This window comes from Pseudomonas sp. 2822-15 (genome assembly GCF_002742515.1).
In the GTDB taxonomy this organism is placed as follows: domain Bacteria; phylum Pseudomonadota; class Gammaproteobacteria; order Pseudomonadales; family Pseudomonadaceae; genus Aquipseudomonas; species Aquipseudomonas salomonii.
On sequence record NZ_LJRY01000208.1, the window covers coordinates 199,982 to 223,578 of the forward strand.

Here is a 23,597-nt window from a genome sequence, read left to right on the forward strand (position 1 = left end):
TCTCAATAAACCGTTCGCGAATTATCAAGGTTTCATCAAGAGGCTTCTTTGTGTCAGGAAAACGTATCCTCATCGTCGAAGACGACGCTGACAGCGCCAACATTCTCGAAGCCTATCTGCTGCGGGACGGTTTTGAGGTGGCCCTGGCCGAAGACGGCCAGCGCGGTCTGGACCTGCACAAAAGTTGGCGGCCCGATCTGATCCTGCTGGACGTGATGCTGCCGCGCTTGAGTGGCACTGAGGTGTTGTCTGCGGTGAGGCGCAGCAGTGACACGCCCGTGATCATGGTCACGGCCATGGGCGACGAGCCGGAAAAACTCGGCGCCTTGCGCTATGGCGCCGACGACTATGTGGTCAAGCCCTACAGCCCGCGCGAGGTGGTGGCGCGGGTGCACGCGGTGTTGCGGCGCACCATGGGCAGCCAGCCGGTGGAACAGCTGTTGCGCCATGAAAACCTGCGAGTGGACCTCGTCGCCTTTACCGCGGCCATTGAACATCGCGATGCACCCTCGCAACTGCTGGACCTGACGCCCACGGAGTTCAAATTGTTAGTCACCTTGCTGAAGACACCCTCCAAGGCGTTCACCCGTGATGAGCTGCTGGAAATCTGCCTGCCGGAAAGCGAAGCCCTGGCTCGCGTCGTCGACACCCATGTGCACAACCTGCGGCGCAAGCTCGAAACCCATGGCATCGCCGGGGTACTGGTGACAGTGCGCTCCATCGGCTATCGGTTCAGGTGAACACTATGCTTGAGAACTCACGGGTCAACGACAAACCCTTGTGGCGCTGGGTCGGCATGCGCATGAGCCTGCTGGCGATTGGCGCGGTGGTGGTGATCGCCATTTGCATGTGGATCAACTTCAGGCTGTCGGACCGGTATTTTTTGCAGCACCTGCCGCCAGCGGCGCGCGAGGAATTGCTGCAGCTGCGCGCCGAACCGCAGCTAAACGAAAAACGTCTGCGTCAACTGGTTGCCGAATATTATCCGGTGGAATTCTTCCAACCGGACATGGCCAACCGAGACTGGCTGATTCTGGCGTGCCTGGTGCTGGCGGCTATTCCGATCATCATCGTCTGTGGCTTGTGGTTTTCGCGACCCTTGTCCAGCCAGTTCTCGGCGATTGCCCAGGGCGCACGGCGGGTCGCCGGCGGTGATTTCCTGACGCGCCTGCCGGTTCACCGCGACGCACCCGATGAGCTGCAGCGCCTGATCAGTGACTTCAACAGCATGACCACGCAACTGCAGCGCTATGAGCGTGATGTACGCGAGTCCAGCGCGGTCATCGCCCATGAACTGCGCACGCCATTGAACGCCGCCATGGGCCGCGTGCAGGGCATGCTCGATGAGGTGTTCCCCAGCGATGCCGCGCAGTTGGGCATGGTCAAACGGCAGCTCGATCAACTGCGCAAACTGGTGGATGACCTGCACTTGTTGTCGATGGCGCGGGCCGGCCGTTTGGTGCTGGAGCGCAGCGATTTTTCCCTGGCGGCCCTGGTCGCCGAGCGCCTGGCCTGGTTCCAGCCGCAGCTGGATGAGGCCGGCGTGCGCACCCAGATCAGTATTGCCGACGGGTTTCGTCTGCATGCCGATCGCGATCGCCTGGGCCAGGTGATCAATATCCTGGTGGATAACCTGCTGCGCTACGCGGCCGGGGGAGGCGAATTGAGTGTGCTGGCGCGTCGCGTCGAAGACCGTGTAGTGATAGAGATCGGTGACCGTGGCCCAGGGATCGAGGCACAGCACCTGGACAGCGTATTTGACCGCTTCTGGCGGGCGGAGCGCTCGAGGGCGCGTTATTCGGGCGGCAGCGGGCTGGGCTTGTCCATCGCTCGTGCAATCTGCCAGGCCCATGGCGGGGCCGTTACCGCCAGCAACCGCGCCGAAGGGGGCACGCTGATCCGGGCGGAGTTTCCGCTGTAGTTTTTCGGGTTTATAGCTATTTCTGGATAACTATTTAAATATAGGTAATTATGCCGTTAATGGCGGTCATCCGAGCGCCTGCATTGACGGAGTATTGCCATGGCGAACGGTGATCATCGATTCGAGCGAATCCTCCTGACCAATGACGACGGCATCGATGCCCCCGGGCTCAAGGTGCTGGAGCGTATCGCGTGCCAACTGGCGAATGAGGTCTGGGTCGTCGCGCCCTTGCTTGATCAAAGCGGCACCTCTCATTCGTTGAGCCTGCACGCCCCCCTGCGCTTGAGCTATCACGGAACACGCCGGTTTGCGGTCACCGGCACACCCAGTGACTGCATTGCCGTAGCGCTCGGGCATCTGCTCAGTCATGACAAGCCGGACCTGATTTTATCCGGTGTGAATCGCGGGGCGAACCTGGGCACGGAAACGGTGTTTTCGGGCACCGTCGGCGCCGCGATGACCGGGTTACTGTCGGGGATTCCCTCCCTCGCGCTGAGCCAGGCGTTTACCGACCGCACCGCTGTGCCTTGGGGAAACGCGCTGACCCACGGCGCGTCCGTCATTGAGCAACTCATGGCGATGGAATGGCCGCAGGACGTTTGTCTGAACGTTAATTTTCCCAGCTGTGCACCCGGTGCCGTACTGCCGCTTAAGATCACGCGCCAGGGCAGGGGGCGCTTGGAGGGAGTGTCCGTGCGCTCGGGAGATGACCCGCGCGGCCTGGAATGCCATTGGCTTCAATTGGAGCGGCATCAGCGGGCTGATGAGCCAGGCACCGAAACGGCGGAAAATCTTGCGGGGCACATTACAGCAACGCCTTTGCAGTTTGAGCGCACGCACGCGATCGCAAGCGTGGTATCTGAAAAAACGCTTCAGCGCTCCTCGTCGCGGCCATAGTGGCTGAGCTTGTCCATCAGCAGCCCGGCCGCGTCCAATTGCTTGCGTTCCGCGCTCGTCAGGCATGCGTTCGCTGCTTCAGCCAGCCACTCATCCCGGCGCTGACGGCTTGCCTGCAAAACGGTCTGGCCTTGTTCCGACAGCCCGATCCAGGTGCGCCTGCGATCTTCGGTATCTGGCGTGCGAGTAATCAGGTTTCGTGCTTCCAAGTCCTTCAACAGCGCCGCAAGATTGGACGAACGAATGTTTTCTGCCTCGGAAATTTTTGACGGCGTTGCCGTGCCGTCCATTTGATCTATCGCGCTCAGCACCAGCATCTGCGACCAGGTCTCGGGATGATTCTGCGCCTCTTGGCGCAGACGCTTGTTCAAGCGCGTCAAGCGCCCGCGAAACAGTGAAATATCCATGCTGCGGTACCGTGGAAAAAACCTATGAGATTGTAACCAAATCGGGCGCGGTGCGCTGCGGTTGCCTTCGCGTGCCCGGTTAGACGCGTCGAGGGCTTTGATGAGAAGCGCAAGGGTCATACTCATTTTAAGGTCACCCTCGCGCAATCTTGCTCCGCAGCGACGCTTCGCGTTCAGCATTTTGAGCGTTCGGCGCAGCATTCACCAACGTCAGGTTCGCGGCGATATAGAACCCCTGGACCCTACGTTTTTTCTCTTCGTACTCGCAGAGCACTAGCTCGGTGTTTGGCAATTGCGAGGTGTCCAGTGCAGGTTTGACCAGCATTCTCTTGCCCCCCGAGCGCAGGCGCACATATTGCCCAGGCTCGAAGGTGCTCACGGGTGCGTCTCGGCAACGGCCAGTTGCGTCGGGTTTCCCCATGCGCCGCCCAGGGCGGTGTACAGATTGACGTCCGTTATCAACTGCGCCAAGCGATCAGTGATCAGCGCCTGTTTGGAGGAGAACAACGAGCGTTGTGCATCGAGAAATACCAGGTTGCTGTCCACGCCGATACGATAACGGCGTTGCGCAAGGTCGTAATATGTCTGGTTTGCCCGCACCAGATCAGACTGCGCGCGCAGTTGGTCGTTATAGGTCTGGCGAGCCGCCAGGCCATCGGCCACTTCCTGGAACGCCGTCTGGATGGCTTTTTCATACTGGGCGACGCCGATGTCCTTTTGCAGCTTGGCGTAGTTGAGGCTCGCGCGCAGGCTGCCGGCGTTGAAAATCGGCAGGTTGATTTGCGGCTGGAACGTCCAACTGCCCGAGCCGCCCTTGAACAGGCTGGACAGTTGAGCGCTGGACGCACCGGCATTGGCGGTCAGGCTGACACTGGGGAAAAACGCCGCGCGGGCGGCGCCGATATTGGCGTTGGCGGCTTTGAGCCGATATTCGGCTTGCAGGATATCGGGTCGGCGCTGCAGTAGATCCGACGGCAGGCCCGCAGGCACTTGGGCGATCAGGTCGCCGGCCAGCGGCCGGACCGGCAGGGACTCGGGCAACGCGGTGCCGACCAGCAGCGTCAAGCTGTTGCGGTCCTGTGCGACTTGGCGTTCATAGCGGGCCATGTTGGAACGGGCACTCTCGACGCTGGTCTGCGCCTGCGCAGCGTCCAGCGAGGACGCCACGCCCTGATCCAGGCTGCGCGTGGTCAGGCGCAGGCTTTCCTCGTAGGAGGCCAGGGTCTGGCGCGTCAGTTCCAGTAGTTCCTGGTCGGCACGCCAGGTCAGGTAGGCGTTGGCGACGCTGGCCACCAGGCTCAGTTGCGCACTGCGCTGCGCTTGCTCAGTGGCCAGGTATTCCTGCATTGCCTGTTCACTGAGGCTGCGCACGCGCCCGAAGAAATCCAGTTCATACGAACTGATGCCCAGCGTTGCCGAGTAGGTAGAGGTTATCGCCGGCTTGCCTGTCTTTGTGATGCTCGCCGGTACCCGCTGACGGTTTCCGCTGCCATTCGCAGAAATAGCCGGGAACAGATCTGCACGCTGAATCTGGTATTGCGCGCGGTACGCCTCGACGTTCAGGGCCGCCACACGCAGGTCGCGGTTCTGCGTCAGGGCAGTCTGAATCAGTTGCTGCAACGCCGGGTCGTGAAACAACGCGCGCCAATCCTGGCGGGCAGCGTCTTGACCGACCGCGCCTGCGCCAGCGGCATAGGCTGGGCCTTGTGGGTACTCAGACGCGACCGGCGCCGCAGGCTGGTGGTAATCGGGGATGAGCGAGCATCCCCCCAACGTCACTGCAACCGTCACCAGGGAGAAAGCAAACTTGTTCATTGGCCAGCCTCATTTGAAGGGGAGCACGGGTTACAACCCGTTTCTTGAGTGGTGCTAGGCGCCGACCATCCATTTGGTCAATCCGTGTCGGCCGCTCACCCCAAGCTTTGCGGTTGCACGCTTGAGATAGGTTTCGATAGAGCTGTTTTTGAGGTGCAGTTTTTGCGCTATTTCCGGCACCGTTCCGCCGTTGAGCAAGCCCAGGCAAACTTCCTGTTCGCGGGTCGACAACGTGATGTCGCAGAGGGCCAGGCGCTTTTGAAACTCGCGTTGAATGTGCGTCGGTTCCTGATCGGCAATCGGGGTCGCCATCCAACTGCCCATTTTGCGCAGCGTGCTCTGACGACTGAACTGGGCATAACTTTCAATCAGCGGCAGCAGGGCATCGGAGAGATTCTTGAGTTGCGACAATTGGCTCAGGGAATAGTCTTTATGCGTGTGCGATCGATACAGGTTCACCACGCAGCGCCGGTTGCCGTCGCGTGACACCAGCGCACACTGGTGCGTGGCATTCCGCGAGGCCTTGCTTGCCGCGCCTCTGGTGCGTGTTTTCTGACGGATCAGCAGCGAGCCTTCCATGTCCAGCATCTCCTTGAGCAGCGAGTCGTTGGCGGTGGGGCGCAAAGCGTCGGGCGCGGGAATGTCGGCAGGGTCGCCGGCGCTGCCCAGGGCCTTGATATCGATCAGGTGAGTATTTGACTTATCAAAGGTCCATTCGCTGAGCGTCAACGCCGTGACCGGCACAAGCTTGTCGATCAGCTTAAGCATGTTGAGTGCAAAGTGATCCTGATCGGTGCTGGAAATCAGCTCACCGAGGATGAAGTAGAAGTGCGGGCTTTCCGCATTTCGAATGCTGCTTAAATCCATAGTGCAATCATCCTTGATAGCCACGTTTTTATAAGTTGGGGGGTGAGCGATCAGCGCTGCCATCGTTCACTCCTGAAGGGCCTGGCTCGGGTCCGTATTAGGCCCATTCATTGTGTGCCGGTCTGTAATGGAAAGCGGGGACATTCAGGCCACGCCGGCGTGGCGACCGCGTATTTGCCTCGGTCAGTGTTTTGTACAGGCTTTCTGGGACAGCCGATTTGCGGGCAATCCGTACACTTGGCGGCTCCGGCACCCCGGCCGGATGCAGTGTTTTGCCTGACGGGCCAGACCCGGTCTTGAGTGTATTTGAGGAGTTAATCCATGAACAAAGAGCATGAGAAGCCGCCCAAGCCGGGCTCGGTCTTGCGCCTGCTTTGGCAAAACCATCCCTGGCTGGCCTTCTTTTCACTGGTCACTGGCATCATCAGCGGCGTGGCGGCGATTGCGGTGGTCAACGTAATCAACTTGGCGATCTACGAGCAAGGGTCGAGGGTGCACTTGTTGTATTGGTTCGTCGGTTTGAGTGTGGTGGCGCTGGCGTTCCGTAACGGGGCGACCTTGTTTCCCGCCTACGCCAACATGAAGTTGATGACACGCTTGCGCATTGCGTTGTGCCAGAAAATCCTCTCGTCGCCCCTCGAAGAAGTTGATCGGCGCGGCCCGCCCAACGTGCTGACGCTGTTGACCACCGACATTCCGCAGCTCAATGCAACGCTGCTGGTAATGCCGGTGATGCTGGTGGAGTCCACAGTGTTCATGTTCGGCCTGGCCTACCTGGCTTACCTGTCATGGACGGTGTTTGCGCTGACCCTGGCACTGCTGGCGGTCGGCGCGATGCTGTACGTCTTCCTGTTCCTTGGCGGCGTCAAGTTCACCGGCCGCGTGCGTGATGAGTTCACCGCGTTCAACGAGCACACCCACGGCCTGGTGTTCGGCCTCAAGGAGCTCAAACTCAACGGCATTCGCCGGCGCTGGTTTGGCCGCTCCGCCATCAAAGAGTCGTCCACGCGGGTCGCACGCTTCAACTTTATCGAGCACATGTGGTACCTCGGTGCCGAGAACATGGGGCTGGTCACCCAGTCATTGCTGATTGGCAGCCTGGTTTTCGTTTTGCCATTGTTGATGGTCACCAGCAGCCAGGTGCTGACCGCCAGCGTCTTGACCGTCATGTACATCCTCGGACCGCTGGGCTTGTTGATCAGCACCATGCCGGTCATGGCGCAAGGCCGGGTGGCGATCAACCGTCTCGCCGAGTTTGGCTTCTTTATCAACGAGCACCATGCCGAGCAGGGCGAGTCGGATAACACCAATGTGCTGCGCCTGGAACACAAGAAGCACTGGCACCAGATCGCGCTCAAAGGCGTAGTGATGAACTATCGCGGCGCGGATGCCGAGAGCGGTTTTGCGCTGGGGCCAGTCGACCTGACCATCAATAGCGGTGAGTTGATCTACATCATCGGTGGCAACGGTTGCGGCAAAAGCACCCTGGTCAAGGCGCTGTGCGGTCTATATGTGCCCCAGGCCGGGCAGATCCTGCTCGATGGCGTCGCCGTCAACGATGAGACCCGCAGTGATTACCGCGACCTGTTTTCTGCCGTGTTCAGCGACTTCCATTTGTTCAACCGGCTCATTGGTCCGGAAGGCGAGGAGGTTAATCCGGAACTGGCTCAGAAGTACCTCGCCGCCTTGGGGTTGGCCGACAAAATCAAGATCGAGGGGTTGGGGTATTCCACCACCAAAGAGCTGTCCTACGGTCAACAAAAACGCCTGGCGCTGGTGTGTGCCTACATGGAAGACCGCCCGGTGTATGTCCTCGATGAATGGGCGGCGGATCAAGACCCACCGTTCAAGCGTTTCTTCTACGAGGAGTTGCTGCCGGAACTAAAACGTCGTGGCAAGACCGTGCTGATCATTACGCATGATGATCAATACTTCCAATTGGCTGATCGCGTTGTGAAGTTGGTCGATGGCCATATTGTCTCCGATGTAAACCTGGTCGCCCAAGACCGTCGCGCCTGATCCTGGCATCGCCGTAACCTGTCCCCAAGCACGCCGCCGGCAACCTTTTTGGTTGTCGGTTTCGTGCTTTTTTTATCTTAAAAAAATCATATAAAACAGATAGTTAAATTTTTAATTGCGAAATAATTCAATGTCCGCCGATTGTCCGGGTTTCAGGTGACATACAGTCCAAAGTGCCAGTGCTTAAATTTGCCAATAAGGTCGTCAGGTGACGGGTGGGCGGCTGTTTTTATCGGAATTAAACTGTCGGGTGCGGGACTTTAATTAATTTTAAGTCTGGCCTTTTCCACACTTCCTGATCTTGTTCGCCTCAACTTCCCTCGCTGCTGCGCTGTGACCCAGGCGGCACTGACAAAACTCTGAGAAGGCATTTATGAAACGTTTTTCTGCAGTGGCCATGGGCGACTTTGTCGCGAAAAAAATCCCGTCATGCAACCTTGCCTTAATCGGTTTTGTCGCGCAGGTGACCGCATGAATTCGTCCCTGCAGCCACCGCAGACCTTCCCCCTGACCGCCGCGCAGAAAGCGATCTGGCTGGACCAGATCAGCCAGGGTGATTCGCCGCTGTACAACATCGGCACCTACCTTGAACTTAACGGTCCGGTGAGCCCGGAGCGGATGCACCGTGCTGTCGAAGTACTGGTGGCCAAGCATGATGCCTTGCGCCTCACGCTGCTGGACGCTACCGATGCCGATGGCGTCCCCCTGCAATGCATCGCGCCTACCGTGCCGACGGCGGTGCCGCTGTTTGATGTGTCTGAACAGGCCGACCCTGTCGGCGCGGCGTTGGCATTGATGGATGAGCACATGGGCCGGGCGTTTTCCCTGACCCAGGCGCCGCTGTTTCGCTTTTTCCTGATCAAGCTGGGCGAGGCGCATTACTACTTCGCCAACCAGGCCCATCACCTGATTCTCGACGGCTGGGCCTTCGGCGAAATGCTGCAATCGCTGGGCGACATCTACAGCGACCTGGCTGAAGGTCGGCAGCCCGAAATGGAGACCAGCTCCTACGTCGACTTCATCCATGACGACGCGCGCTACCGCGAGTCGGCCCGTTATGAAAAGGACCGCGAATACTGGCAGCACAAGTACCAAACGCTGCCCGAGCGCCTGTTTGCCCCGCGTCACCAGGACCAGCACGCCAACGGCAAGGCCCCTGGCCGGCATTACATTCGGCCGTTCCCGGTGGTGTTGCACGATCGCATGGGCGAACTGGCGAAAGCCTGCCAAGCCTCGACGTTTCATGTGTTGCTGGCGGCGATGTATGTCTACTTCACCCGCGTGACCCAGCGCGATGAGTGGGTGGTGGGCCTGCCGTTGCTCAACCGCTCGGCCAAGTTCAAGTCCACCCTGGGCATGTTCACCCAGGTCAGCGCCGTGCGCTTCAGCCTCGGTCGCGAGCTGACCTTCAGCGCCCTGGTCGGTGCCGTGCGCGATGCGCTCAAGCAGGACTACCGCCATCAGCGTTTCCCGCTGAGCGGCATGAACCTGCGCGCCGAAGCGGGTTCACTGTTCGACCTGACGCTGTCCTACGAACAGGACGATCATCTGTACCAGTTTGCCGAGCAGCGTGGCCACACAGTCAAAGTCACCAACAACCACGAGCAGATGCCCCTGGCGTTTCACCTGCGGGCGAGCAACCACAAGGACAAGGCGTGGGCGCACTACGTCTATAACGAAGCGTATTTCGACGCCGATGAAATCGAGGCCCTGGCCGAGCGCTTTACCTATGTGCTGGAGCAAGCGCTGGAGAACGCCGAGCGTACGGTGAGTGAGTTCTCGTTGATCACCGAGACGGACCACGCGCTGATGCAGCACTGGAATGCGGGCGCAGGCACGTACCCCAGCCATGAGACGATTCATGCGCTGTTTGAGGCCCAGGCGGCTTCGCGCCCCGATGCGACGGCACTCATGTTCGAAGGTCTGCGCCTGAGCTACGGCGACCTGAACCGGCGCGCCAACCAGGTTGCGCATCGCCTGTTGAGCCTGGGTGTGCGCCCGGATGATCGCGTGGCGATCTGCGTCGAACGTGGCCTGGAAATGATCGTTGGTTTACTGGGCATCCTTAAGGCCGGGGCCGGTTATGTACCGATTGACCCGGCCTATCCGCTGGAACGCATCAGCTACACCCTGCAAGACAGCGCACCGGTGGCGGTGCTGGTGCAGCAGGCGACCCACGCCCTGGTGGCCGAGTTGTCGGTGCCGGTGATCGACCTGGATTCGGCGGGCTTGCAAGTCGAGTCAGTGATGAACCCACAGGTGCCCGGCCTGACCTCGGCGAGCCTGGCGTACGTGATCTACACCTCTGGCTCCACCGGCCAGCCCAAGGGCGTGATGATTGAGCATCGCAACGTGGTGCGCTTGTTCAGCGCCACTGAGGCCTGGTTCGATTTCAATGATCAGGACGTGTGGGCGCTGTTCCACTCGTTTGCCTTCGACTTCTCCGTATGGGAAATCTGGGGTGCGCTGATCCATGGCGGGCAGTTGCTGATAGTGCCGCAGCTCACCAGCCGTGCGCCGGACGCCTGTTATGCGCTGCTGTGCAGCGCCGGCGTCACCGTCCTCAACCAGACGCCGAGTGCCTTTCGTTCGTTGATCGCGGCCCAGGGCCAGAGCGAGCTCAAGCACTCCCTGCGTCAGGTGATCTTCGGTGGCGAAGCCTTGGAGCCGGGCATTCTGAAACCCTGGTATGCGCGCATGGCCAACGCCGGCACGCAACTGGTGAACATGTACGGCATCACCGAAACCACCGTGCACGTGACCTATCGCGCGCTGGCCGCCGCAGACGCCTGCCGGGTCGGTACCAGCCTGATTGGCGGGCGAATTCCGGACCTGCGCGTGTACATCCTCGATGCCCAGGGCCAGCCCGTCCCGCACGGCGTGGAAGGTGAGTTGTATGTGGGCGGGGCAGGGGTGGCTCGCGGTTACCTGAACCGGCCTGAATTGAATGCCGAGCGTTTCCTCAACGACCCGTTCGATGGCACTGCGGGTGCGCGCATGTACCGCACCGGTGACCTTGGCCGCTGGCTGGCAGACGGCAGCATCGACTACCTGGGGCGCAATGACGACCAAGTGAAGATCCGGGGTTTCCGCATCGAACTGGGTGAGATCGAAGCGCGCCTGGCTGCCTGTGACGGCGTGCGCGAGGCGGTGGTGATTGCCCGCGAAGACGCACCCGGTGACAAGCGCCTGGTGGCCTACCTCATTGCCTGCGAGGGTGCCGAACCTTCGGCTGGCGAGTTACGCACGCAGTTGTTGGCGTCGCTGGCCGACTATATGGTGCCCAGCGCGTTCGTGGTGCTGGAGAGCTTGCCGCTGACCACCAACGGCAAGCTGGATCGCAAGGCTTTGCCGGCGCCCGATACCGAGGCCTATGCGCGGCGCGAGTATGCAGCGCCGCAGGGTGAGCTGGAAACCACCCTGGCACGCCTCTGGAGCGAACTGCTGGGTGTCGAGCGGGTAGGGCGCCACGACCAGTTCTTTGAACTCGGCGGTCATTCGCTGTTGGCGGTCAAGCTGATCGAGCGCATGCGCCAGGTCGGCCTGAACGCGGATGTGGGCGTACTGTTCGGTCAGCCGACCCTGGTGGCGTTGGCCGCCGCCGCCGGCAGCCGACACCAGGTGCACGTGCCTGCCAATGCGATCCCGGCCGGTTGCACGCGGATTACTCCGGCCATGCTGCCCCTGGCGCAGTTGCCACAGGAACAGCTCGACCGCGTCGTCGCCGGCATCCCCGGCGGTGTCGCCAACGTACAGGACATCTACGCGCTGGTGCCGTTGCAGGAAGGCATCCTGTTCCATCACCAGACCAGCACCGAAGGCGATCCCTACCTGCTACAGGTGGTGTTGCGCATGCACAGTCGCGAGCACGTGCAGGGCTTTGCCGACGCCCTGCAGCAGGTCATCGACCGCCACGATATCTTGCGCACCTCAATGGCTTGGCAGGGGCTGGACGAACCTGTGCAAGTGGTCTGGCGCGAAGCAAGGCTACCGGTGCAGCACATGCAGTTCGACCCGGCACTGGGTGATGTTGCCGCGCAACTCTGCACACGCTTGGACCCGCGTCACACGCGCATGGACCTGACACGCGCACCGCTGATGGCCCTGCATTTTGCCGAAGACCAGCCGGGCGCAGGCTGGGTGGCAGTGCTGCAGTTCCATCACCTGATTGATGACGCCACCTCACTGGCGCTGTTGGGCCAGGAAATCGAGGCGCTGGCGCAAGGTCGTGGTGATCAGCTGGCGCCATCGGTGCCGTACCGCAACTACGTGGCACAGACCCGCTTGGGCATCAGCCAGGCCGCTCACGAGACGTTCTTCCGCGAGATGCTCGGCGATGTTGACGAGCCGAGTTTGCCGTTTGGCCTGCAGGATGTGCAGGGTGACGGGCTGGGTGTCACGCAAGCCAGCCTGCCCGTGGCGCCACTGCTCGGTCAGCGCCTGCGTGCCCAGGCCCGACGCCTGGGGGTGAGCAATGCCAGCCTGTATCACTTGGCCTGGGGCCAGGTGGTCGGGCATCTGGCCGCGCGTCGCGACGTGGTGTTCGGCACCGTGCTGATGGGCCGCCTGAGCAGTGGCGAGGACGCTGACCGTGCCTTCGGCATGTTCATCAATACCTTGCCGCTGCGGGTGGAAGCGGGCGACCAAGGCGTCGAAAACGCACTGAAGACCACCCATGCACGGTTGGCCGCCTTGCTCGGCCATGAACATGCGCCGCTGTCTTTGGCCCAACGTTGCAGCGGTGTGGCAGCGCCCACACCGTTGTTCAGCGCATTGCTCAACTATCGCCATGCCGCGGTCGGTGCACAATCGGCGCAGGATGCCGGCAAGGCGCTGACCTGGGCCGGGGTGGAAATGACCGGTGGCGAAGAGCGCACCAACTTCCCGCTGATGTTGTCGGTGGACGACCTCGGTGACGCATTTGGCCTGAGCGTGCAGGCCGTGGCCGGTGTCGATCCGCAGCGCGTCTGCGGCTACATGCACCGTGTGCTGGAAGCCATTGCCGAAGCTTTGGAGCACCAGCCGGAACAACCTCTGCAGCACCTCGCGATCCTGCCGGATGCCGAGCGCCAGGAAGTGCTCGCCCACTTCAACGCCTTCGCGGTCGACTACCCGGCCACTGCGACGGTGCACGCGCTCTTCGAAGCGCAGGCGCAGCGTCAGCCTGACGCGGTTGCCGTCACCTATGAAGGCCAATCCCTGAGCTATGGCGAGTTGAACACCCTGGCCAACCGGATTGCCCACCGCCTGATTGCCGATGGCATTGGTGCCAATGACCGTGTGGCCATCTGCGCCGAACGCAGCGTGGAAATGGTCGCCGGCCTGCTGGCGATACTCAAGGCTGGCGCCGGCTACGTGCCCCTGGACCCGGCTTATCCGGATGAGCGCCTGGCGTACATGCTGCAAGACAGCGCGCCCAAGGCCCTGCTGACCCAGCAGCGCCTGGTGCAGCGCTTCAGCCTGTCCGCCGTGTCGATCTTGCTGCTCGATGCCGCCAACGTTGGCGATGGTTACCCTGCACACAACCCGCACGTGAGTGATCTGGGCGCCGAAGCCCTGGCCTACGTGATCTACACCTCCGGTTCCACCGGCCAGCCCAAGGGCGTCGCCATGCCCCATGGGCCGCTGGTTAACCTGATGCACTGGCAGATTGCGCAAACCCTGGCCGATGGCCGCCCGGCCCAACGCACCTTGCAGTTCGCCGCACTGGGCTTTGACGTGGCCTTCCAGGAAGTCTTCAGCACCCTGTGCGCCGGTGGTGAACTGTCGTTGATTCCGGGCGACCTGCGGCTCAATTTCCGCGAACTGTTCCGGCATATCTGCGAACGCGGCGTGCAGCGTCTGTTCCTGCCGTGCATCGCCCTGCAAGCCTTGGCCGAAGCCGTGGCCCAGACGCCTGAGCTCTGGCGTTTGCCCTGCGCGCTGAGCGATGTGATCACCGCGGGTGAGCAACTGCGTATCAGCGAACCGATGCGTGAGCTGTTCCAACGCCTGCCTGACTGCCGCCTGCACAACCACTATGGGCCGACCGAATCCCACGTCACCACCGCCTTGACCCTGGACGGCGATGCGGCGTCCTGGCCGGTGTTGCCATCGATTGGCGTGCCTGTGGCCAACACGCGTATCTACCTGCTCGACGAACACCTGCAGCCGGTGCCGTTGGGTGTCGCCGGTGAGATCTACATTGGCGGCGCCTGCGTGGCCCGTGGCTATTTGCACCGCGATGACCTGACCGCCGAACGCTTCCTGGCCGATCCGTTTGTACCTCAGGGCCGCCTGTATAAAACCGGTGACCTGGGCCGCTACCAACGCAACGGCGAGATCGATTACCTGGGCCGCAACGATGGCCAGATCAAGATCCGCGGCTTTCGCGTGGAGCTGGGCGAAATCGAAGCGCGCCTGGCTCAGCACCCGGGTATACGCGATGCGGCGGTACTGGTGCGCGAAGACAGCCCTGGCGACAAGCGCCTGGTGGCCTATTTCACCGCTCACGCCGGGGCGGCGCCCAGCGGGGCCGACGAACTGCGCGCGCATTTGCAAGCGCTGCTGCCCGACTACATGATCCCGGCGGCCTATGTGCAACTGAACGCGCTGCCGCTGTCGCCCAACGGCAAACTCGAGCGCCGCGCATTGCCGGTGCCGGATGTCGAGGCCTTTGCCAGCCGTGAATACGAAGCACCGCACAATGCCATCGAAACCACCCTGGCCGAGTTGTGGAGCCAGGTGTTGGGCGTGGCCAGGGTAGGGCGCCAGGACAACTTCTTCGAACTGGGCGGTCACTCGCTGCTGGCGGTCAAGCTGATCGAGCGTATGCGTCAATTGGGCCTGAGCGCCGATGTACGCGTGCTGTTCGGCCAGCCGACTCTGGCGGCCCTGGCCGCAGCCGTGGGCGGTGGCAGTGAAGTCCAGGTGCCGGCCAACCGTATCCCGGCTGACTGCGCGCACATTCGTGCCGACATGCTCAGCCTGATCGACCTCAGCCAGGAGACTCTCGACCGCATCGTCGCACGGGTGCCGGGCGGCGCGCGCAATGTGCAGGACATCTACCCGCTGGCGCCGTTGCAGCAAGGCATTTTGTATCACCACATCACCAGCGAGCAGGGTGACCCCTACTTGTTGCAGGCCACGTTCAGTCTGGAAACCCGCGCGCAACTCGACAGCTTCGCCCAGGCCCTGCAAGCGGTGATTGATCGCCATGACATCACCCGCACGGCGATCCTCTGGGACGACCTCGAACAGCCGGTGCAGGTCGTGCTGCGCCGCGCCGAACTGCCCCGCGAAGCCCTGCAGTTCGACCCCGCCCAGGGCAGTATGCTGGAGCAGTTGCACGCACGCTTCGATCCGCGCCAGGCGCGCCTAGTGTTGAGCAAGGCGCCGCTGCTGCATCTGGCGTATGTGCACGATGAAGCCAACCAGCGCTGGCTGGCAATGTTGCTGTTCCACCACATTGCCATGGACCACACCGCACTCGATGTGATCAGCGAAGAAGTGCTCGCCTACCGCAGCGGTGGTTTCGCGCAATTGGACGCGGCGATGCCGTACCGCAATTACGTGGCGCAGGCGTTGTTGGGCGTCAGCCAGGCTGACCACGAACAGTTCTTCCGCGAGATGCTCATTGACATCGATGAGCCGACCCTGCCGTTTGGCTTGCAGCAAGTGCAAGGCGATGGGCTGTCGGCCGAGGAGGCCAAGCTCCAACTGGATGCGCCGCTGTGTCGGCGCCTGCGGGCGCAGGCGCGCCATTTGGGCGTCAGTGCCGCGAGCCTGCACCACCTGGCTTGGGCGCGGGTGCTGGCCAGCGTCAGTGGGCGTGATGAGGTGGTGTTCGGCACCGTGTTGCTCGGCCGCATGCAAAGTGGCGATGGCGCCGACCGTGCCTTGGGCATGTTCATCAATACCTTGCCGCTGCGAGTCAGCGTGGGCGAACAAGGCGTGCGGGCCGGGGTACGCGCCGTGCACGCCCGGCTCTCCGCGCTGCTGGGCCACGAGCATGCACCGCTGGTGGTCGCCCAGCGGTGCAGCGCCGTGCCGGCGGCGTCGCCGTTGTTCAGTTCAATCCTCAACTACCGTCACAGCCCGTTGCAGGACAGTGAAGGGCCGCAGTATTGGTCCGGTGCCCAAGTGCTGGAGGTGCGCGAGCGCACCAACTATCCGTGCATGCTGTCGGTGGACGACCAAGGCGAAGGCTTTCTGCTCAGCGTGCAAACCTGCGGCGTGGATGCCCAGCGTGTGGCGGCCTATATGCAGACCGCCTTGCAACACTTGGTGGAGGCGCTGGAGACCGCGCCGCACACCGCCGTTGAGCAACTCTCGGTGCTGCCGGCGGCGGAGCGTGAAACCCTGCTGGAGCACTTCAACGACACCGTCAAGCATCACCCGCTGCAGCAGACAATTCACGGCCTGTTCGAAGCCCAGGTGCAACGCACACCGGACGCCGTTGCGTTGCTGGCGGATGCCCAGCGCCTGTCCTACCGCGAGCTGAACGAGCGCGCCAATCGCCTGGCCCATCATCTGCGCGAGCAGGGTGTGGTGCTGGAGTCGCGTGTGGGCATCTGCGTCGAACGCAGCGCCGAGATGGTCATCGGGTTGCTGGCGATCCTCAAGGCCGGTGGCGGTTACGTGCCGCTGGACCCTGCTTATCCGCTGGACCGCCTGGCCTACATGCTGGAAGACAGCGCGCCGGCCGTGGTCCTGGTCCAGGGCGCCACCCGCGCCTTGCTGGGTGACATCGACGTGCCGGTGATTGACCTGGAACGCGTCACCTGGCAACACCAGCCTGCCGGCAACCCGTTGATTGCCGAGCTGACCCCGCAACACCAGGCCTACGTGATCTACACCTCCGGCTCCACCGGCAAGCCCAAGGGCGTCATCAACGAGCACAGCCCGGTGGTCAACCGCTTGCTGTGCATGCAGGACACCTATCGCCTGGACAGCTCGGATGCCCTGCTGCAGAAAACCCCTTTCAGCTTTGACGTGTCGGTGTGGGAGTTCTTCTGGCCGCTGTTCACCGGTGCGCGCCTGGTGATGGCCCGCCCGGGCGGGCACAAGGACCCGGCGTATCTGTGTGAGGTGATCGAGGCCGAACAGATCACCACGGTGCACTTCGTGCCGTCGATGCTCGATGTATTTCTGGCCCATGGCGACGTCAGCCAGGCGGCCAGGTTGGTGCGGGTCATGTGCAGCGGCGAAGCGTTGCCAGGCCACCTGGTGCGGCGCTTCAAGGCGCAATTGCCGGGCAGTGCGTTGTTCAATCACTACGGCCCGACCGAAGCCGCAGTGGAAGTCACGGCCTGGGATTGCAACGGCGCCGTCACGCCGGACAACACCCCGATCGGCAAGCCCATAGGCAACGTGCGCATGTACGTTCTCGACGCGCACTTGCAGCCGGTGCCCCTGGGGGTCAGCGGTGAACTGTTCATTGGCGGCGTGCAGGTCGCCCGTGGCTACCTGAACCGCCCCGAGCTGAACGCCGAACGTTTCCTCAAGGACCCGCACAGCGCCGGGCGGATCTACCGCACTGGTGACGTTGCGCGTTATTTGCCGGACGGCAACATTGAGTACCTGGGCCGCAATGATGACCAAGTGAAGATCCGCGGTGTGCGCATCGAACTGGGCGAAATCCAGGCACGCCTGGGCCAATTCCCGGGCATCCAGGAGGCCACGGTGCTGGCCCGCGAGGACGTGCCGGGCGACAAGCGCCTGGTGGCCTATTACACCGGCGTGCCGGCCGCCACGGAGGCCTTGCGTGCGCATTTATTGGAGCAATTGCCGGAGTTCATGGTGCCACAGGTGTTCGTGCACCTCGACGCGCTGCCGCTGAGCCCCAACGGCAAGCTCGACCGCAAGGCCCTGGCGGCGCCGGACATGGGCGCGCTACGCAGCCATGCCTACGAAGCGCCCGAGGGCGAAATCGAAACTACCCTGGCCCGGCTCTGGACGGAGTTGTTGAACGTCGAGCGCGTCGGTCGCCATGACAACTTCCTTGAACTGGGCGGGCATTCATTGCTGGCGGTCAGCCTGATCGGACGCTTACGCCAGGAAGGCATCGAAGCCAACGTCAAGGCGCTGTTCGAACACTCCACGCTGTGGGAATACGCCGCAATTACGGAAAGAATGGAGATGGTCCTGTGAGTGTTATCGAACTGTTGGCGACACTGAAAGAAAAGGACGTGCAGTTGTCCGTCAAAGGCGACCAACTGGTGTTGCAGGGCAACAAGCTGGCCTTGAGCGAGCCGGGCGTGCTGGCTTCGCTGCGTGAACACAAGGCTGCGCTGATCGCCTTGATCAAGGCCGGCGACTACTCGGCGCAGCGCGCCGGGCAGATCGACGTGCCGGCCAATGCCATTGCTATCGATTGCACCCATATTCGCCCGGCGATGCTGCCCCTGGTGAACCTGAGCCAGGCGAGCATCGACCATATCGTCGCCCAGGTCCCCGGCGGCGTGGCGAATGTGCAGGATATCTACCCGCTGGCGGCACTGCAGGAAGGGATCTTCTATCACCACGTGACGGCGCGCCAAGGTGACCTTTACCTGATGCGCTCACAGTTTGCGATCACCACGCGGCCACGCCTGGAGGCGTTTGCCCAGGCTTTGCAGCAGGTGATCAATCGTCACGATATCCTGCGCACCAGTATTGTCTGGGAGGGCCTGGATGAGCCGGTGCAAGTGGTCTGGCGCCAGGCGCAACTGGTGATCGACGAGGTGGCGCTCGACCCGGCCGACGGGCCGGTTACCGAGCAGTTGTACCAGCGCTTCGACGCCCGCGCCATGCACATGCACTTGGACCGCGCGCCGCTGCTGCGCGTGGTTTTCAGCGAAGACCCGAGCAACCAGCGCTGGGTGGCGATGCTGTTGTTCCATCACATCGCCATTGACCACGTGGCCATGCAGGTGGTGTACGAGGAGATCCACGCTTGTCTGTACGGCCGTGCCGAGCAACTCGGCGCGCCGGTGCCCTACCGCAACTATGTGGCCCAGGCACGCCTGGGCACGACGGTGCAAGAGCACGAAGGGTTCTTTCGCGACATGCTCGGCGACCTGGATGAGCCGACCCTGCCGTTCGGCCATCAGGATGTCCAGGGCGATGCGCACGTGCATGAGCTGGCTCACGTGTTGGACGCGGGCTTAAGCCGACGCCTGCGGGCCCAGGCCCGGCAACAGGTGGTCAGCGTCGCCAGCCTGCATCATTTGGCCTGGGCACAGGTGCTGGGGCGGATCAGTGGGCGCGACGACGTGGTGTTCGGCACCGTGCTGATGGGGCGCATGGGCGGCAGTGAAGGCAGTGAGCGCGGGCTGGGTCTGTTTATCAATACCTTGCCGCTGCGGCTGGATGTCGGGGCGCTGGACGTACAGGCCGCGACCAAGGCTGCCCATGCGCGCTTGACGCGCCTGCTGGGGCACGAGCACGCACCGTTGGCGCTGGCCCAGCGCTGCAGTCGCGTGGCCGCGCCTACACCGTTGTTCAGCGCCTTGATCAACTACCGCCAGAGCCTGGCGCCGACGGCGAACGTGGCGCAATGGGACGGTATCGAGTTGCTCGGCGGCGAGGGGCGCAGCAACTATCCCCTGGTGCTGTCGGTGGATGACGTCGGTGAAGACTTCAACCTGACGCTGCAAGGTGTGGCCAGCATGCCGTTACCGCGCATCCTCGGCTATTTGCTCACCGCGTTGCACACGCTGGTTGACGCCTTGGAACAGGGCCATGCCACATCCATGCAGGCGTTGCCGATCGTGCCCGACGATGAGCGTGCCCGCCAGGTGACGGGTTTCAATCGCAGCGCCAGGAATTACCCGCGCGGCCAGACCATTCACGCCTTGATCGAGGCCCGCGCGTTGGCGCTGCCCCACGCGTTGGCGGTGTGCCAGGGCGAGCAGCGACTGAGTTACCAGCACCTTAACGCGCGGGCCAACCAACTGGCCCATCACTTGATCAACCTGGGTGTCGGCCCTGATGACCGCGTCGCCATCTGTGCTCGACGCAGCGTCGACACCCTGGTGGGCCTGGTGGCGATCCTCAAGGCTGGCGCCGCCTATGTGCCGGTGGACCCGGCACACCCATTGGAACGTATTGCCTATCTGTTGCAGGACAGCGCCCCCGTGGCGGTGCTGGTGCAGTCGGCCACCGCCGCGTGCGTCGCCGGGCTTTCGGTACCGATCATCGACCTTGACGCCCCGGCCTGGCTTGCCGCCTGCACCGACAACCCCCAGGTGCCCGGCCTGACCCCGGCGCACTTGGCTTATGTGATCTACACCTCCGGCTCCACCGGCCAACCCAAAGGCGTGATGGTCGAACACCAGACCCTGGAAAACCTGGTGAACTGGCATTGCGATGCGTTTGACCTGCACGTCGGCAGCCATACCTCCAGCGTCGCCGGCTTCGGTTTTGACGCGATGGCCTGGGAGGTGTGGCCGGCCTTGTGCGCCGGCGCGACCCTGCACCTGCCTCCCGCCCATCACGCCCAGGAAGACCTTGATGCGCTGCTGCAATGGTGGCTGGATCAGCCGCTGGACGTCAGCTTCTTGCCGACCCCGGTGGCCGAGTACGCTTTCAGCCAGTCACTGGAACACCCGACCCTCAAGACCCTGCTGATCGGCGGCGATCGTTTGCGCCAGTTCAATACGCCACGGCGCTTCAAGCTGATCAACAACTACGGTCCGACCGAAGCGACGGTGGTCGCGACCTCTGGCCTGATCGAAGCCGGCAAGACCCTGCACATCGGCAAACCGGTGGCCAACGCGCAGGTCTACGTGCTGGATGCGCAACTGCAACTGCTGCCCCAAGGGGTGGCCGGTGAGCTGTATGTGGCCGGTGCCGGGGTGGCACGCGGGTACCTGAATCGCGTGCAAATGACTGCCGAACGCTTCCTCAAGGACCCGTTCAGCCGCGACCCGCAGGCACGCATGTACCGCACCGGCGACCTGGTACGCTGGTGCGAGGACGGCACCCTGGAGTACCTGGGGCGTAATGACGACCAGGTGAAAATCCGCGGCGTGCGCATTGAACTGGGTGAAATCGAAAGCCGACTGGCTGAGCAGGCGCAGATCCGCGAAGCGGTCGTATTGGCGCGCGACGGTCGGCTGGTGGCGTATTTCACTGAATACGCCACTCAACCATCACCCGTGGACATCGAAACCCTGCGCAGCGCGTTGCAGGCACAGTTGCCGGAGTACATGGTGCCGAGCGCTTATGTGCGCCTGGACAGCCTGCCGCTGACCGCGAACGGCAAGCTTGACCGCAAGGCCCTGCCGGAGCCGGGTCTGGAGTCGATGCTCAATCGGGGTTATGCCGCACCCGAGGGTGAGGTGGAGACCATCCTCGCGCAGATTTGGGCGCAGGTGCTCAAGGTCGAGCAAGTAGGGCGCCATGACCATTTCTTCGAGCTGGGCGGGCATTCGCTGTTGGCCGTCAACCTGGTGGAGCGCATGCGTCAGGCCGGCCTCAATGCCGACGTACGCGTGCTGTTCAGCCAACCCACCCTGGCAGCGCTCGCGGCGGCAGTGGGCAGTGGCCACGAAGTGCAGGTGCCGGCCAACCTGCTGGTACCGGGCCTGCGCCACATCACCCCGGACCTGTTGCCGCTGGCGCAGCTCAGCCAGGCCAACATCGACTTGATCGTTGCAGCCGTGCCCGGTGGCGTGGCCAACGTGCAAGACATCTACCCCCTGGCACCCTTGCAGGAAGGCATTCTCTACCTGCACTTGTCGGCTGCGCACCGTGATCCCTACCTGCTCAAATCGCTGTTCGTCTTCGATGACCTCGCGCGCTTGCAGGCGTTTTGCCAAGCATTGCAACAGGTCATCGAGCGCCATGACATCCTGCGTACGGCCGTACTCTGGGAGGGCCTCGAGCAGCCGATGCAGGTGGTGTTGCGTCACGCCCAGCTGGCAGTTGAGGCGTTCAAGCCAACCCTTGGCGACGTGCCGGTCGTCGAGCAGTTGCGCGCGGATGTGCAGCGCCGTTATACCCGCCTCGATTTGAACCAGGCGCCGCTGATGCGCGTGGTCTACGCCGACGACTCGGCGAACGCAAAAGTCGTCGCGTTCTTTCTGTTCCACCACCTGGTGCTTGATCACACCGCCGTGGAGGTGGTGCAGCATGAAATGCAAGCCTATCTGCTCGGGCACGCCGACCGCCTGGGAGCGGCGGTGCCGTATCGCAACTATGTGGCCCAGGCGCGCCTGGGGGTCAGTGAGCAGGAACACGAGGCGTTTTTTTGCGCGATGTTGGCGGACATCGACGAGCCGACCCTGCCGTTTGGCCTGCACACTGTCGAGGGGGACGGGGAGGCCATTGAAGAAGCCAGCCTGACCCTCGACGCGACGGTGAGTCAGCGCTTGCGCACGCGTGCGCGGCAACTGGGCGTCAGCCCGGCCAGCGTGTTCCACCTGGCCTGGGCGCGGGTATTGAGCGTGGTCGCGCAGAACGACCGCGTGGTGTTCGGTACAGTGATGATGGGCCGCCTGCAGGGCGGTGACGGCGCCGACCGGGCACTGGGCATGTTTATCAATACACTGCCGTTGCGCGTCGATATTGACGCGCAAGCGGTGCAAGCGGCGGTCAAGGCCACCCACGCCAGCCTCAGTGGCTTGCTTAGCCATGAGCATGCCTCATTGGCCCTGGCGCAGCGCTGCAGCAGTGTCGCGCACTCCACGCCGTTATTCAGTGCCTTGCTCAACTACCGGCACAGCGCCGAGCCATCAGCGGCCGCGCTGGCCGAATACCAACATGCTTGGCGTGGGATAGAGGTAATTGACGTGCATGAGCGCACCAATTACCCGTTGAGTGTCAGCGTCAATGACCTGGGCGAGCAGTTCAGCCTGAGTGCATTGGCAGTGGCCGAGATCGGTGCAGAGAAAATCTGTGGTTACTTCAATACGGTCATCGAGCGCTTGGTCGACGCCCTGGAACACTCGCCGTTCACGCCACTGAACCGCATTTCCATGCTGCCTGGGGCCGAGCGTGAGCAAGTGCTACAGGGGTTCAATGCCACTGCCAGGGACTACCCGCGCACGCAGACCCTGCATGCGCGGTTCCAAGAGCATGCTGCTGCGCAGCCGCTGGCACTGGCAGCGGTGCAGGGCGAGCAGTCATTGAACTATGCGCAGTTGAACCGGCGTGCCAACCAACTGGCCCACCATTTGCTCGGCCTGGGTGTGGCACCCGGCGAGCGCGTGGCGATCCTGCTGGAGCGCTCGCTGGACCTGCTGGTGAGCCAGTTGGCCATCAGCAAGTGCGCCGCGGTGTATGTCCCGCTGGACATCAACGCGCCGCTGGACCGTCAGGGCTTTATGGTTGCGGACAGCAGTTCACAGTGGCTGCTCACGTTGGCGTCGATCGAGGTGCCCGAGGGCGCCCGTCGTCTGGACCTGGACCGCCTCGATTTCACTGACACCCCCGACTGCAACCCGGCGCTGGAGCAATCGGCCGAGACAGCGGCGTACATCATGTATACCTCCGGCTCCACCGGCACGCCAAAAGGCGTATTGGTGCCGCACCGGGCAATTACGCGCTTGGTGATCAACAACGGTTACGCCGATTTCAATCAGCACGACCGTGTGGCCTTTGCCTCCAACCCGGCGTTCGATGCCAGCACCCTCGACGTGTGGGCGCCCTTGCTCAACGGCGGCGCGGTGGTGGTGGTCGACCAGGACACGCTGTTGTCCCGGGCC

Annotated in this window: 10 protein-coding genes; 6 read left to right on the forward strand and 4 right to left on the reverse strand. The window is 62.6% G+C overall.

From position 1 onward, the window contains the following. Positions 1–50: 50 nt before the first annotated feature. From AOA59_RS22285 to surE, 3 genes are all read left to right on the forward strand, one after another. Complete coding sequence (locus AOA59_RS22285; protein WP_065931229.1) at positions 51–740, forward strand: response regulator; 690 nt, start codon at positions 51–53, stop codon at positions 738–740. A gap of 5 nt (positions 741–745) precedes the next feature. Then, positions 746–1,921, forward strand: coding sequence for a cell wall metabolism sensor histidine kinase WalK (locus AOA59_RS22290; RefSeq protein WP_065931230.1), 1,176 nt, complete (start codon positions 746–748; stop codon positions 1,919–1,921). Between the two features lie 99 nt (positions 1,922–2,020). Continuing rightward, positions 2,021–2,818 carry a 5'/3'-nucleotidase SurE gene (surE, locus tag AOA59_RS22295; protein ID WP_099489090.1) on the forward strand — a complete coding sequence of 266 codons (798 nt, stop codon included), beginning with the start codon at positions 2,021–2,023 and terminating at the stop codon, positions 2,816–2,818. Here the strand turns inward: surE and AOA59_RS22300 are convergent. The 4 genes from AOA59_RS22300 to AOA59_RS22315 all read right to left on the reverse strand — a co-directional run bounded on the left by AOA59_RS22300 (position 2,794) and on the right by AOA59_RS22315 (position 5,907). Next, a complete protein-coding gene (locus AOA59_RS22300) occupies positions 2,794–3,225 on the reverse strand; it encodes a MarR family winged helix-turn-helix transcriptional regulator (protein ID WP_099489091.1) in 432 nt (143 codons plus the stop codon). The two genes, surE and AOA59_RS22300, sit on opposite strands and share 25 nt — an antisense overlap. Positions 3,226–3,358: 133 nt before the next feature. Next, positions 3,359–3,604 carry a hypothetical protein gene (locus tag AOA59_RS22305; protein WP_065931233.1) on the reverse strand — a complete coding sequence of 82 codons (246 nt, stop codon included), beginning with the start codon at positions 3,602–3,604 and terminating at the stop codon, positions 3,359–3,361. Then, positions 3,601–5,040, reverse strand: a complete 1,440-nt coding sequence (gene adeC / locus AOA59_RS22310) for an AdeC/AdeK/OprM family multidrug efflux complex outer membrane factor (RefSeq protein WP_065931234.1) — start codon at positions 5,038–5,040, stop codon at positions 3,601–3,603. The genes AOA59_RS22305 and adeC overlap by 4 nt, the downstream gene beginning before the upstream one ends. Before the next feature lie 54 nt (positions 5,041–5,094). After that, on the reverse strand, positions 5,095–5,907 hold the full coding sequence (locus AOA59_RS22315) for a helix-turn-helix transcriptional regulator (protein ID WP_065931240.1): 813 nt from the start codon (positions 5,905–5,907) through the stop codon (positions 5,095–5,097). A 321-nt stretch (positions 5,908–6,228) separates the two neighbouring features. On the opposite strand from AOA59_RS22315, the gene AOA59_RS22320 reads away from it, so the two are divergent. The 3 genes from AOA59_RS22320 to AOA59_RS22330 all read left to right on the forward strand — a co-directional run. Beyond that, the gene (locus tag AOA59_RS22320; RefSeq protein ID WP_065931235.1) at positions 6,229–7,926 is read left to right on the forward strand and encodes a cyclic peptide export ABC transporter; all 1,698 of its coding nucleotides are present in this window, start codon (positions 6,229–6,231) and stop codon (positions 7,924–7,926) included. Between the two features lie 471 nt (positions 7,927–8,397). Next, a complete protein-coding gene (locus AOA59_RS22325; protein WP_143522801.1) occupies positions 8,398–18,057 on the forward strand; it encodes a non-ribosomal peptide synthetase in 9,660 nt (3,219 codons plus the stop codon). Further along, the coding region (locus AOA59_RS22330; RefSeq protein ID WP_371919081.1) for an amino acid adenylation domain-containing protein at positions 18,054–23,597 on the forward strand (5,544 nt) is incomplete at its 3' end. The genes AOA59_RS22325 and AOA59_RS22330, both read left to right, overlap by 4 nt.

What these genes read in the sequence shown, in the direction of transcription:
- AOA59_RS22300 (WP_099489091.1), bottom strand. Translation starts at nt 3,225, where the DNA reads ATGGATATTTCACTGTTTCGCGGGCGCTTGACGCGCTTGAACAAGCGT.
- adeC (WP_065931234.1), bottom strand. Translation starts at nt 5,040, where the DNA reads ATGAACAAGTTTGCTTTCTCCCTGGTGACGGTTGCAGTGACGTTGGGG.
- AOA59_RS22325 (WP_143522801.1), top strand. Translation starts at nt 8,398, where the DNA reads ATGAATTCGTCCCTGCAGCCACCGCAGACCTTCCCCCTGACCGCCGCG.
- AOA59_RS22320 (WP_065931235.1), top strand. Translation starts at nt 6,229, where the DNA reads ATGAACAAAGAGCATGAGAAGCCGCCCAAGCCGGGCTCGGTCTTGCGC.
- surE (WP_099489090.1), top strand. Translation starts at nt 2,021, where the DNA reads ATGGCGAACGGTGATCATCGATTCGAGCGAATCCTCCTGACCAATGAC.
- AOA59_RS22290 (WP_065931230.1), top strand. Translation starts at nt 746, where the DNA reads ATGCTTGAGAACTCACGGGTCAACGACAAACCCTTGTGGCGCTGGGTC.
- AOA59_RS22315 (WP_065931240.1), bottom strand. Translation starts at nt 5,907, where the DNA reads ATGGATTTAAGCAGCATTCGAAATGCGGAAAGCCCGCACTTCTACTTC.